This is a genomic window from Janthinobacterium sp. UMAB-56 (assembly GCF_900095265.1).
Classification (GTDB): Bacteria; Pseudomonadota; Gammaproteobacteria; order Burkholderiales; family Burkholderiaceae_D; genus Janthinobacterium.
This window is the reverse complement of the sequence record NZ_LT607661.1, coordinates 74,886-87,681: the sequence shown is the minus strand read 5'-3', so window position 1 is coordinate 87,681 and position 12,796 is coordinate 74,886. Positions and strand designations below refer to the sequence as shown.

General features: G+C 65.0%; 7 protein-coding genes. All 7 read right to left on the bottom strand.

Translation table 11 applies throughout. The annotated features are described in order from the left end of the window. On the bottom strand, positions 1-2,012 hold a 2,012-nt coding region (locus K0F85_RS19045; RefSeq protein WP_257572884.1), incomplete at its 3' end, for a bifunctional salicylyl-CoA 5-hydroxylase/oxidoreductase. After that, positions 2,009-3,628 (bottom strand): AMP-binding protein, encoded by a 1,620-nt coding sequence (locus K0F85_RS19040; protein ID WP_219117522.1) that lies wholly within the window; start codon positions 3,626-3,628, stop codon positions 2,009-2,011. The genes K0F85_RS19045 and K0F85_RS19040, both read right to left, overlap by 4 nt. A gap of 93 nt (positions 3,629-3,721) precedes the next feature. Further along, complete coding sequence (locus tag K0F85_RS19035) at positions 3,722-4,438, bottom strand: response regulator (protein ID WP_219117521.1); 717 nt, start codon at positions 4,436-4,438, stop codon at positions 3,722-3,724. Between the two features lie 85 nt (positions 4,439-4,523). Further along, a complete protein-coding gene (locus tag K0F85_RS19030) occupies positions 4,524-8,720 on the bottom strand; it encodes a two-component regulator propeller domain-containing protein (RefSeq protein WP_219117520.1) in 4,197 nt (1,398 codons plus the stop codon). Between the two features lie 87 nt (positions 8,721-8,807). Continuing rightward, on the bottom strand, positions 8,808-9,977 hold the full coding sequence (locus tag K0F85_RS19025; RefSeq protein ID WP_219117519.1) for a patatin-like phospholipase family protein: 1,170 nt from the start codon (positions 9,975-9,977) through the stop codon (positions 8,808-8,810). 51 nt (positions 9,978-10,028) lie between these two features. Next, positions 10,029-11,804, bottom strand: coding sequence for a gamma-glutamyltransferase (gene ggt, locus K0F85_RS19020; protein WP_219117518.1), 1,776 nt, complete (start codon positions 11,802-11,804; stop codon positions 10,029-10,031). An 84-nt stretch (positions 11,805-11,888) separates the two neighbouring features. After that, positions 11,889-12,647: a 3-hydroxyacyl-CoA dehydrogenase gene (locus tag K0F85_RS19015; protein WP_219117517.1), complete on the bottom strand. Its 759-nt coding sequence runs from the start codon at positions 12,645-12,647 to the stop codon at positions 11,889-11,891. Positions 12,648-12,796: the final 149 nt, after the last annotated feature.

Below are 12,796 nucleotides of genomic sequence, written 5' to 3'. Positions count from 1 at the left end.
CTGACCTGACCCGAGGAGCAGTCGATCAGGTCGGCACCCGCCTGCTTGAACAGGCGCGCGATGACGACGGCATCGTCGGGCGTGATGCCGCCTTCGACCCAGTCGTGGGCCGAGATGCGCACGCTCATGGGTTTATCCTGCGGCCAGGCGGCGCGCATGGCGCGCAACACGCGCAGCGGATAGCGGCAGCGGTTTTCCAGGCTGCCGCCATATTCGTCCGTGCGGCGGTTGGTCAGCGGCGAGATAAAACTCGACAGCAAATAACCATGCGCGCAATGCAGTTCCAGCCAGTCGAAACCGGCGACGGCAGCGGCCAGGGTGGCGCGCACGAAATCCTGCTCGATGCGCGCCATGTCGCCTTCCGTGGCGGCGCGGGCCGTTTGCGACACGCCGGCCAGGTACTGCTGTTCCGAAGCCGAGATCAGCGGCCAGTTATCTTCCTTCAACGGCAGATCGATGCCGTCCCACATGGGGCGCGTCGAGCCTTTCGCGCCCGCGTGCCCCAGTTGCAGGGCGATCTTCGCGTCGCTGTTGGCATGCACGAAATCGACGATGCGGCGCCACGCCTGCGTGTGCGCTTCGCTATACATGCCGGGGCAGGCGGGCGTGATGCGTGCGTCGGCCGATACGCACGTCATCTCGGCAAACACCAGACCGGCGCCGCCCATGGCGCGCGCCCCCAGGTGCATCACATGGTAGTCGCCCGCCACGCCATCGACGGCGCTGTACTGCGCCATGGGCGAGACGGCGATGCGGTTTTTCAGCAACACGCCACGCAGGCGAAAGGGCGTGAGCATGGGCGGCACGGCCTCGTCCGCCATCGCCACGCCTGCCTGTTCGGCCGCGCGCCGCGCCAGCCATCGTTCGTAGCTGGCCACATATTGAGAATCGCGCAGGCGCAGGTTTTCATGCGAGATGCGCTGGCTGCGCGTGAGCATGGAATAGGCGAACTGCGGCGCTTCCATGGCGCTGTAGCGCTCGACGTTCTCGAACCATTCCATGGAATTGCGCGCCGCGCTCTGGATTTTGAGCACCTCGATGGCGCGCAGCTGCTGGTAGGCCGCCAGCGCAGCATCAGTATCGGCATGCTGGCCGAAGCAGCGCGCCAGCTCGATGGCGTCTTCCAGCGCCAGCTTGGTGCCGGAGCCAATCGAGTAATGCGCCGTGTGGGCCGCGTCGCCCATCAGCACGACGGGTACGCCATCCTGCCGGTGCACCCATTGCCGGCAGACGATGCGCGGGAAGGTGATCCACTGCGCGGAACCGCGCAAGTGCGGCGAATTGCTCAGCAGGCCATGGCCATCGAGTTCCTCGGCGAACAGCGCTTCGCAAAAGGCGATGCCCTGTTCCTGACTCATGGCATCGAGTCCAGCAGCGCGCCACACGTGTTCGGGCGTTTCGACGATGAAGGTCGAGGTATCGCCGTCATATTGATAGATATGCGCCTGGAACCAGCCATATGGCGTCTGGCGGAAGGCAAACGTGAAGGCTTCGAATTTCTTGCGCGTGCCCAGCCAGACGAAACGGCAATGGCGCTGCTCGATCTCGGGCTGGTAGCTGGCCGCATAGCGCGTGCGGATGCGGCTGTTCAAGCCGTCGCTGGCGATCACCAGGTCGGCGCCGTACTGGCGCGCGATGGCCTGGTCATCCTGCACTTCCGTCTCGAACACCAGTTGCACGCCGAGCTCCTCGCAGCGCGCCTGCAGGATATTGAGCAGGCGCTTGCGGCCGATGCCGCAAAAACCATGGCCGCCAGAGCGCACGGTCTCGCCCTTGAAGTGGATCTCGATATCATCCCAGTGGTTGAACGCCTGCAGGATGGCGCGCGCCGTCGGCTCGTCCGCGCTGGCCAGGTTGCCCAGGGTCTGGTCGGAAAACACCACGCCCCAGCCAAACGTGTCGTACGGGCGATTGCGCTCGATGACGGTGATGCGATGCGCGGGGTTCTGCTTTTTCATGAGCAGGCTGAAATACAGGCCGGCGGGGCCGCCGCCGATGCAGACGATATTCATGGGGTGTCCGTGCGAAGTTTGAAGCGCTGCAGCTTGCCCGTTTCCGTGCGCGGCAGGGAAGGCAGGAAGCGGATGGCGCGCGGATATTTATATGGGGCGATCTGCTGGCGCACGAAGTCCTGCAGTTCGGCCGCCAGCGCGTCGCTGGCCTGGCAGCCACCTTTCAGCACCACATGCGCTTCGACGATCTGGCCACGTTCGGCATCGGCGCGCCCAACCACCCCGCATTCGGCCACGGCAGGATGACGCAGCAGCGCATCTTCCACTTCCGGGCCGGCGATGTTGTAGCCGGCCGAGACGATCATGTCGTCGCTGCGCGAGCGGTAATAGAAATAGCCGTCAACGTCCATCTCGAAGGTGTCGCCCGTCAGGTTCCAGCCGTTCTGTACATACTCGCGCTGGCGCGGGTCGGACAGGTAACGGCAGCCCGTAGGGCCTTTCACCGCCAGGCGGCCTGTCACGCCGGGCGGCTGCGGCACGCCAGCGTCGTCGACGATGCAAGCCTGGTAGCCGGGAATGGCCTGGCCGATGGCGCCGCGGCGGATGCCTTCGCCCGTGGCGGAAATGAAGATGTGCAGCATCTCGGTGGCGCCGATGCCGTCCGTCATGGCCAGTCCCGTCGCCGCCTGCCAGGCGTCGCGCGTGGCCAGCGGCAGCGCCTCACCGGCCGACACGGACAGGCGCAGGCTGCGCACATCGTGCTGCGCGACCAGGGGCGCCATCTGGCGGTAAAAGGTGGGCGCCGTGAAGCAGATCGTGGCCTGGTATGCACCGATGGCGCGCAGCAAGCCGTCGGGCGTGAGTTTTTCCAGCAGTACGGTGGCCGCGCCAAAGCGCAGGGGAAACAGCAGCAAGCCGCCCAGGCCGAAGGTGAAGGCCAGCGGCGGCGTGCCGATGAAGATATCGTCGGCGCGCACCTGCAGCATGGAACGGGGAAAGCAGTCGCAAATGGCCAGAAGGTCGCGGTGCATGTGCATGGTGCCTTTGGGGACGCCCGTCGTGCCCGAGGTAAAGCTGATCAGGCAGACGTCGTCGGCCGCCGTGTCGCATGCGGCGAAGGGCGCATCGTGGGCCGACATGCGTTGTTCCAGTTGCGCGCCATCGGCGCCAAAGCACAGCATGGCAGGCAAGCCCGGTATGCCATCGAATTCCCCGCGCAAGCCCTGCGCGCACAGCACGGCGTTCACTTGCGCCCTGGCCAGGATGGTAGACAGTTCACGCGCACGCAGCAGTGGCATGGTGGGCACGGCGATGCAGCCGGCTTTCAGCACGGCCAGCAGGCAGGCCGCCATCATGGGGGTATTCGCGCCGCGCAGCAACACGCGGTTGCCGGGGATCAGGCGCAGGTCCGTCCGCAGCACGTGGGCAATGCGGTCAACCTGCCGCGCCAGCTGCGCGTAAGTCCAGCGCTGGCCGTCGGCAAGGATGGCGGTGCGCTCGCCACCACCGCTGGCAACGGCCGCATCGAGCAGCACGGCGACGCAATTGAAGCGCGGCGGATACTGCAGCTCGGGCAAGTCCAGGCATAGCTGCGGCCAGAGTGCGCGCGGCGGCAAATGCGTGCGCGCAAAATCGTCCCGGGGAGTTGCGGTGCTAGGCGAAGGGTCGCTGCTCATGCTCATCCTGGCTGGTGACGGGCGCGTGCACAAGGCCCGGAAGTAGATACTTTAAACCTAAAGTATTTTTCCGGCAAGCAGAAAAAGGCAGAGTCAGGCAGTGCCGTCGTGCTGCCGCAGCAATCGCACCTGCTGTGCCACGCTGCGCGCCAGCGCTGTCAGTGCCGTTTGCATCCGGTCGCCATCGAGCACCGCTGCCTGCAGCAGGGCCAGCATTCCAGCCTCCGCGCCATGCAAGCCCAGGGTGCGGCAACCGAGGTGCAGCCGTTCGAGCTGCTGGCGCGCCTGGGCCGGTTCGCCGCGCGCCAGCAAGGCGTCGACCTGTTCGCTGGCTGCGACTATCTGTCCCTGGAAGCCCGTCAGATAGGCCTGCAGGCGTTCGCCATCGATGCCCAGCCGCTGCAGCGTGTCGCGCGGCGCCTCGGCCGGCAAGGCCGACACGTCGAAGCAGGCGTCGATATGCTGGCGCACCTGCTCCGGCTGGAAAGGCTTGACGATGTAGCCTGCAGCACCGGCCTGCACGGCATCACGCACCGTGTCAGTATCATTGGCCGACGATACCAGCACCAGCACCAGCGGCATGGCGTCGAGCGCGCTGTCGGAGCGGATTTTCTGCAGCAGCTCCATGCCGGACAGGCGCGGCATGCGCAAGTCGCAAAAGCACAGCGAGGGGCGCAAGCCGCCTTCGAGCTGCTCCCACGCCGCCGCGCCATCCTCGGCTTCCACGATATCGTGCACGCCGCAGCTATCGATCAGATGCATCAACACCATGCGCGACACGACATCATCGTCAACCACCAGTACTTTCATTGCTTTCTCCATTGCCGGCAGCGCCAGGGGCCTGGCCGTATTCTATCCAGTTTCGCCGTGCGCTCGATGGCCAGCATTGCCTATTTTACATCTCATTGTCCGTAACGGCTATTTGCGCCAACAGTGCGCGCAATTGCGGCAAATGCAAGGCCACCTGCGTCCAGCGGCCGCCGTCCGCCGCCTCTTCCATGTCCGTGCACAGCATGTGCAGCTGCATTTCATCGAGATAGGCGGCGCTACCTTTCAAACCATGCAGCAGGCGCCCGGCATTGTCACTGTCCTGCACAGCCAGGGCGGCATCGAGTTCGCGCAAGCGCTCCTCCAGGTCGGCGACGAAAGCGACGCGGATGCGCCGCTGCAGTTCGCTGCTGCGAATGGATGGGGAAGGCGCCGCGACGGGCACTGCCGGTGCGATGCCGAACAAGGCATCGAGTTCTGCCTGCCCCGGCGCGGCCCCGCGCGGCGCGTTCGACGGCATGCGCGGCAACATGAAACCACGCTGCAACTGGCGCTCGATGGCGCGCGCCAGCAAGCCGTGCAGCGCCGCCTCGTCCACCGGTTTACTGAGGAAATCGTCCATGCCGACGCCAAGATAGCGGCTGCGGTCTTCTTCGCTGGCATTCGCCGTCAGGGCCACGATCATCAGTTCCTGATCGCGCACGGGCTGGTCAGGCCAGCCGCCCAAGCGGATCAGGCGCGTCGCCGTGGCGCCATCCATCTCCGGCATGCGCCCGTCCATCAGGATCAGGTCATAGCGGGTATGCACGCAGGCCGCCACCGCCAGCACGCCGTTGGCGACTACGTCGACTCTATGCCCCAGCTCTTCGAGCATGACACGGATGATGATCTGGTTGGTGGGGAAGTCTTCCGCGCACAGCACGCGCAGCTGGTGGCTGTGCGGCGCCAGCGCCACCTGCGGCACCAGCGGCGGCGCCACGCCGTCGGCCAGCGGCAAGGTGAAGGCAAAGGTACTGCCCTGCCCCGGTGTGCTGGCCACTTCGATCTCGCCCTCCATCAGTTCGACCAACTGGCGGCAGATCGCCAGCCCCAGTCCCGTGCCGCCGTAGCGCCGCGTGGTGCTGGCGTCGGCCTGCTCGAACTTCTGGAACAGGCGCCCCATCGCTTCCGCATCGATACCGATGCCGCTGTCGCTGACCGTAAAGCGGATCAGGTTGACCTTGCGTCCGCCGCTGCCGCTGGCCACGCCGGCCCGCTCGACGCAGACGCTGACGCCACCGCGCTGCGTGAACTTGAAGGCATTGCCGACCAGGTTGACCAGCACCTGGCGCAAACGGGTCGGGTCGCCCACCACGAAGGGCGGCAGGTCGGGCGCGAAGTCAATGGAGAAACCGATGCTGCGCGCGGCCGCCTGCTCCTCGAACAGGCTGACGACCGTCTCGATCGCCGCACCGAGCGCGAAATCGATGTTTTCGATACTCAGCTTGCCCGCCTCGATCTTGGAAAAATCGAGCAAGTCATTGATGATCACCAGCAGCGACTGGGCATTGGCCTGGCCGCGCAGTATCTGCTCGCGCGTGGCGTCGTGCAGCTGCTCGTCGCGCAGGGCAAAGCCCAGCATGCCGATCACGCCGGCCAATGGCGTGCGCATCTCGTGGCTCATGTTGGCCAAGAACTCCGACTTCTGGCGCGTCGCATCTTCGGCCTTGCGCTTGGCCAGGCGCAGGCTTTCCTCGTTTTTCGTCAGGCTGCTGTTGACTTGCGCCAGCTTTTCCGACTGGGCCAGCACTTCGATTTCCTTGCTCTGCAACTCGGCCGTGCGTTCGCTGACCTGCTTTTCCAGCTCGTTTTGCTGATGCCGCAGCGCGCGCACGCGCTGCCGGTAGGCGACATACACGGCCCCCAGCAGCAGCGCCGCCATCAGGGTGCGAAACCACCAGGTTTTCCAGACTGGCGGCAAAATCGTGATGGCCAGCGTGGCGCCGCTCTCGTTCCACACGCCGTCCTTGTTGGCCGCCTTGACGCGAAACACGTAGTTGCCGGCATCGAGGTTGGTGTAGGTGGCAAAGCGCCGCCCCGCATCCGTCATGACCCAGTCCTGGTCGAAGCCTTCGAGCCGGTAGGCGAACATATTGCGCTGGGGTGCGGCGAAATGCAGGGCCGCGAACTCCAGCGAAAAGACGCTTTCGCGGCTGGTCAGCACCAGCTTGCGCGTATGGTCGATGGCCGCCTTGAGCACGTGCGCGAACTCGCCGCGACCGATCACCACGGGTTTATTGAAGATCTGCAGCTGCGTGATGGCCACCAGCGGCGGCACGCGGTTGTCGTGGATATCCTGCGGCACAAACGCCGTCATGCCGTTAAAGCCACCGAAATACATGATGCCATCGGACGCGCGCAGGGCCGCACCATCGAAGTAGGAACCTTCCACTGTGCCATCCGCGCTGTCGTAGTTGCGAAACAGGCCGCTGCGCATGTCGAGCCGCGTGATGCCGCTATTCGTGCTTAGCCACAGTTGCTCGTTGTCGTCGCCGAGGATGCTGGCGACGGCATCGTCGGCCATGCCATCCTTGCGCAGGAAACGCCGGAAGCGAATCTCGCCCTTGGCATCGACATCCATGCGGTTCAAACCATTCGCCGTGCCCACCCACAGCACGCCGCGCTTGTCCTCGTGCAGGAAATGCACTTCGTCGTGGCTGAGGCTATGCGGGTTTTGCGGATCGTGGCGGAAATGGCGGAAGTGGCCGCTGGCACGATCGAGCAAGTCCAGGCCGTGGAAGGAACCTATCCACAATCGCCCCTTGCCGTCTTCCAGCACCGGCCGCACCATGTTGTCGGACAGGCTGTTCGGATCGGCAGGGTCGTGGCGGTAGGTGGTAAAGCGCCGGCTAGACGGGTCGAAACGGTGCACGCCGCCCCGCGTCGAGACCCACAGCATGCCGCTGCGGTCGCTGACGATATTACGGATGGTATCGCTGTTCGGGTCGCCTGCGGCAAAGCGCATGGTGGAGAAGCGCCCCAGTACCGGATCGAAGCGGTGCAAGCCCGTCGAGCCGCCCACCCACAGGACGCCGTCCGGCGCCTTGTACAGGGTGGTGACCTGCTCGTCGCGCGACATGCCGGGCGCACTGCGCAGGTCGAAAAGCCGCGCGCTGCCGTCGCGCGTGTCATACAGTTTCAGGCCGCCCTTGGTGGCCAGCCACAGCTTGCCATTGCCCGCGTCGGCCACGGCGCGCACCTTCTTGTCCGCCAGCGCGCCCACATCGCCTGGTGCGCGCGCCATGCGCGAAAAACCACCGCTGCCCAGATCGACCCGGCTCACGCCGTTGTACCAGGAGCCGACCCAGAAGGTGCCGGCGCGGTCGCGGTACAGCGACGACAGCTGGTTGTCGGCGAGGCTGAATTTATCGCCCGTCTGGTGGCGGTACTGCAGGAAGCTGTCGCTCCCGGGCAGCCAGCGGAACAGGCCATCGGCATTGCTGCCCAGCCAGACAGTGGCGTCGACATCCTGGTACAGGCTGGCGACGCGGATGGCGGAGAAGCCATTTTTCTCACCGAAACGCACGCGTGCCTGCGGCGCCTGGCCAGCACCGCCCAGGCGCCAGCGCTCGGCGCCGGCCATGGTGCCGATCCACAGATTCTGCTGGCGGTCGATCAGCAGCGACTGGATCACGTTGTACTTCGAGCCTGGCTCCTTGTCGACGGCAAAGTGCTCGAAGCGCTCGCTGCCCGGCGCCAGCATGTCCAGGCCCGTCACGGTGCCTATCCACAGGCGCTGTTGCGCGTCCAGCGCCAGCGCCTTGATTTCATTGTCGCCCAGGCTGTGCGGGTTACCCTCTTCGTGGTGCCAGGTGCGGAAAGCGCCCGTGGCGGGATCGAAATGCTGCAAGCCGTCCGAGGTGGCGATCCAGAAGCCGCGCGCGCCATCGTCGAGAATGGCGTGGATATGCCGGTTGCCGTTGCCGCGCTTGCTCTTTTCGGCCGGCGCATAATGGATGAAAGTCTGGCTGGCGGCATCGAAGCGGTCCAGGCCATTGTCGGTGCCCACCCATAGCTGGCCCTGGCTATCGACATGCAGTTCGCCGACCCAGTTGTCGACCAGGCTGGTTTTGTCGCCCTCGATATTCTTGTAGACGACCATGCGGTAGCCATCGTAACGGCTCAGGCCAGACTGGCTGCCGAACCACATATAGCCCTGCCGGTCCTGGGCGATGGCCAGCACCGATTCCTGCGCCAGGCCCTGGTCGACGCTGAGCTGCTCGAAACGCAGGGTGGGCGCAGGCGCCGCCGCGACCTGGCCACCCAACAATAGACACAACAGCAAGACAACATCGCAAACACGTCGAAATACCAGCACAATCGTCCTGTCAAAAAAAACGCGAAAACTCCGGCTACTCTTCCGGGGGCCGTCTCAAGAACCAAAAAACGCCAGTACATCGTCCTTGCGGGCCTGCGTATCGCGCTGTCCAAGACGGATCAGCTCATTAGTATACGTCGATTCGAACAATAAATACGATGCCAGCGCCGCGCCGCGCGCCTCGGCCGCGCCGATGCCCGACAACATGGTGCGGATAGGACGCGGCAAACTGCCGATATGCCGGCTGGCGATGGCGTCGAGCCGCTCGGACGGCGCGATGACCAGCAATTCCACCGGCCGCAAGGCCGTCCTGCCCAGCAACTCGGGCGGCAGCATCGACAGGGTCAGGTTGATGCGGTTCAGGCGCTCGATGTCGACGGCCAGGCCATCGAGGAAAATCGACGACAGCGCGTGCCCGGCGATCTGCGCCAGGCTCGGGTAGCGCGCCGCTTCGGACGCGGCGGGCGCCGCTTCCGTCATGCGTCCCGCGCCCACCACCAGCACCTTGTTCGCGCCCAGGTGGATGGCCGGCGAGATCGGCGCTAGCTGGCGCATGGAACCATCGCCACAGTATTCGCGCTGGCCGCCCACGTACAGGGGCACGGCGGGGAAAATAAAAGGGATGGCGGCCGAGGCGAGCAAGTGTTCCACGCCGATCTGGTCCGGCAGGGCCAGGCGCTGCGTACGCACCCAGGGCGCGATATCCTCGGCCGTCTGGTAAAACGTCATGTGGCGGCTGCCCGAATACGACGACGCCGTCACGGCCAGCGCATGCAGCAAACCGTCGGCCAGGGCCGCGTCCAGGCGCGGCAGGTCGAGCATGCGGTGCAGCAGGCTGACCAGCGGGGTATTGTCGAGCAGGGAACTGGGCGGCGAAGCATGCCACTGGCGCAGCAGCCAGCCGAACGACAGCAGCGACAGCCAGCGCGCGCCCGAGCGGATCACGCCCAGCGAATCGGCCCGATACACTTGCTCGACCTGGATGTGCTGCCACACGTCGAGCAGCTTTTGCACGCCTTCGCCGAAGTTGTCCGCACGGCAGGCCAGCGCCGTGGCGTTGATGGCGCCGGCCGAGGTGCCGCAAATGATGTCGAACGGATTGCGCGCCGGCGCCCAGCCCGCTTCCCACAGAATCGCCGAAATCGCCTGCAGCACGCCCACCTGGTAGGCGGCACGGGCGCCTCCTCCCGTGAGTATCAAGCCTGTTTTATTTTGCATTCCCATGCCGGCAGATTAGCAGGGTCTGTATGCTTTGTGGAAAAGTTTCGGGGTGAATCAATCACCTCTGACCATGCCTTCCCTGCGCGGATCGGCGCCCCCAAACCAGAAATCCTTGCCGTGCGCGTTCAGGCGCATGATGCCCTGCAAGCCGGAATTCTGTTCGATCACGCGCACCTCGTGGCCCATCGCCTGTAGCGCCTCGACTTGCGCTGCGGGCGCGCGGCCCTTTTCCAGCTCCGTCGGACCGTTGCGGCTGCCGAAGTTCGGCAGGTTGATCGCTTGCTGCACGTTCAGGCCCCAATCCATGGTACCGACCAGTACCTTGGCGACATAATTGATGATGGACGAGCCGCCAGGCGATCCCGTCGCCAGCACCAGCTTGTGCGTGCCTTTTTCAAACACCAGGGTGGGCGACATGGAACTGCGCGGACGCTTGCCAGCCTGTACGCGGTTGGCGATGGGACCGTCCGCATCGCGCGAATCGAACGAAAAATCCGTCAGCTGGTTATTCAGCAAAAAGCCGTCGACCATCTGGCGCGCACCGAAGGCGTCTTCCACGCTGGTGGTCATCGACAGGCCGCCGCCGAAGGCGTCCACCGCCACCAGATGCGAGGTCGATGGACGCTGCAGCGCGTTGTCCATGCCCCACGCCACCTGCATGCCGGGCGGCGTACCGGGCAAGGCGCGGCCCATGGATTTGTCGCCGATCAGGGATGCGCGCTGCGCCAGATAGGTTTTATCGAGCATCGAGGCGATGCCGTCACCGGGCAACGGCACGAAGTCCGTGTCGGCCACGTAGCGGTTGCGGTCCGCATAAGCCAGACGCCCCGCTTCCGAAAACAGGTGTATCGCTCGCGCATCGAGCACGCCGCCGACGGGCGGATACGGACGAATATCCTTCACTTCCAGCATGCCCAGCATCTGCGCAATAGCGATGCCGCCCGACGATGGCGGCGGCATGCCGCACACGGTCCAGGCCTTGTAGTCGCTGCAGACGGGTTCGCGCACCTTGGCCTGGTAGCCGGCGATATCGAGCGCCGTCAGCTTGCCGGGATTGGTCGGGTGCGAGGCCACCTTGGCGGCGATGTCGCGCGCGATGCGGCCCTGGTAAAAGGCGTCGGCGCCGCCACGGGCGATCTCGCGCAGGGTGCGCGCCAGCTGCGGGTTTTTCAGCACATGGCCGACGGGCCAGGCCTTGCCGTCCTGATCATAAAAATAGGCGGCGGCGACGGGGTCGCGCTTCAGGGCCTGGTCCCAGTTTAACAGGCCATTGAGGCGCTGGCTGACGGGAAAACCGCCATGCGCCAGCTTGATGGCGGGACCGAACAGGGTCGCCCACGGCAGCTTGCCATGTTCCTTGTGCGCCAGTTCCAGCATGCGCAGCACGCCAGGCGCGCCCACGGAGCGCCCGCCCACCACGCCCGTGGCGCGCGAGACGGGACTGCCGTCCGCATTCTGGAACAGATGTTCATCGGCGGCGGCGGGCGCCGTTTCGCGCCCGTCGAAGGCTTGCACGCGCTTGCCGGTCGAGTACAGCAAGAAGGCGCCGCCGCCGATGCCCGACGATTGCGGTTCAACCAGCGTCAGTACCAGCTGCGTGGCGATGGCTGCGTCGATGGCGCTGCCGCCTTTTTTCAGCATCTGGTAGCCGGCATCGGCGGCCAGCGGATTGGCGGCAGCCACCATGAATTTCTGCGCTGCCCAACCCGATTTTTCCGCATACGCGGTGGCGATTTCCGGCGCCTTTTGCGGCACTTCGGCAAATACGGGACTGGCAGCGAGCGCTCCCAGCAAGGTCAGGCGCAAGGCCAGCGGCTTCAATGTGATCATGGATTCTCCGATAAAAAAAGGGCGCACAGCCGAGCAAGGCTGTACGCCCCATACGGGGATATCCTACATCAAATCGCGCCTGGCTTACTTCGGCTGCATGCGGATCGCGCCGTCGAGGCGGATAGTCTCGCCATTGAGCATGACGTTTTCCACGATGGCTTTTACCAGTTGCGCGTATTCGCCGGGCTTGCCCAGGCGCGATGGGAACGGCACCATCTTGCCCAGCGCATCCTGCACTTCAGCCGGCATGCCGAGCAGCATCGGTGTTTCGAAAATGCCGGGCGCCACCGTCATCACGCGGATGCCGTTGCGCGACAGGTCGCGCGCCATCGGCAGCGTCAGTCCCACCACGGCCGCCTTCGACGAGGCATACGCGGCCTGGCCGATCTGGCCATCGTAGGCCGCCACGGAAGCCGTGTTGATGATGATGCCGCGTTCGCCCTCAACGGTGGCATCCTGTTTGGCCATGGCGTCGGCCGCCAGGCGGCACATATTGAAAGTGCCCACCAGGTTGATGTTGACGACCTTCTGGAACAGGGCCAGCGGATGCGGGCCATCCTTGCCCACGGTTTTCACGGCGGGCGCCACGCCGGCGCAGTTGACCAGGCCGCGCAAGGTGCCCAGCTTGGTCGCCGCGGCCACCACGGCCATGCCGTCTTCTTCCGAGGTGACGTCGCACGGCACGAACACGCCGTTCAATTCAGCGGCCAGCGCCTGGCCCGCCTCGGTCTGCACGTCGGCCAGCACGACCTTGCCGCCAGCGGCCGTCAGCATGCGCGCCGTGGCCGCGCCCAAACCCGATGCGCCGCCCGTGATGATGAATACATTGTCCTGAATCTGCATGAAATCTCCTGAGTATCCTGAGTAATAGGGGCCGTGTTCCCGGCGCCTGATAGTTGATGCACGATGCCATCATTACGCGCTATTACGTTTACGTAAACGTAATGTCGGCGACAATTGTAGCCATTTTTGCGCTGACCGAGCGAAAACTT

Coding starts and splice junctions, on each gene's coding strand:
- K0F85_RS19040 (WP_219117522.1), bottom strand. CDS start 3,628: ATGAGCAGCGACCCTTCGCCTAGCACCGCAACTCCCCGGGACGATTTT.
- K0F85_RS19035 (WP_219117521.1), bottom strand. CDS start 4,438: ATGAAAGTACTGGTGGTTGACGATGATGTCGTGTCGCGCATGGTGTTG.
- K0F85_RS19025 (WP_219117519.1), bottom strand. CDS start 9,977: ATGGGAATGCAAAATAAAACAGGCTTGATACTCACGGGAGGAGGCGCC.
- ggt (WP_219117518.1), bottom strand. CDS start 11,804: ATGATCACATTGAAGCCGCTGGCCTTGCGCCTGACCTTGCTGGGAGCG.
- K0F85_RS19015 (WP_219117517.1), bottom strand. CDS start 12,647: ATGCAGATTCAGGACAATGTATTCATCATCACGGGCGGCGCATCGGGT.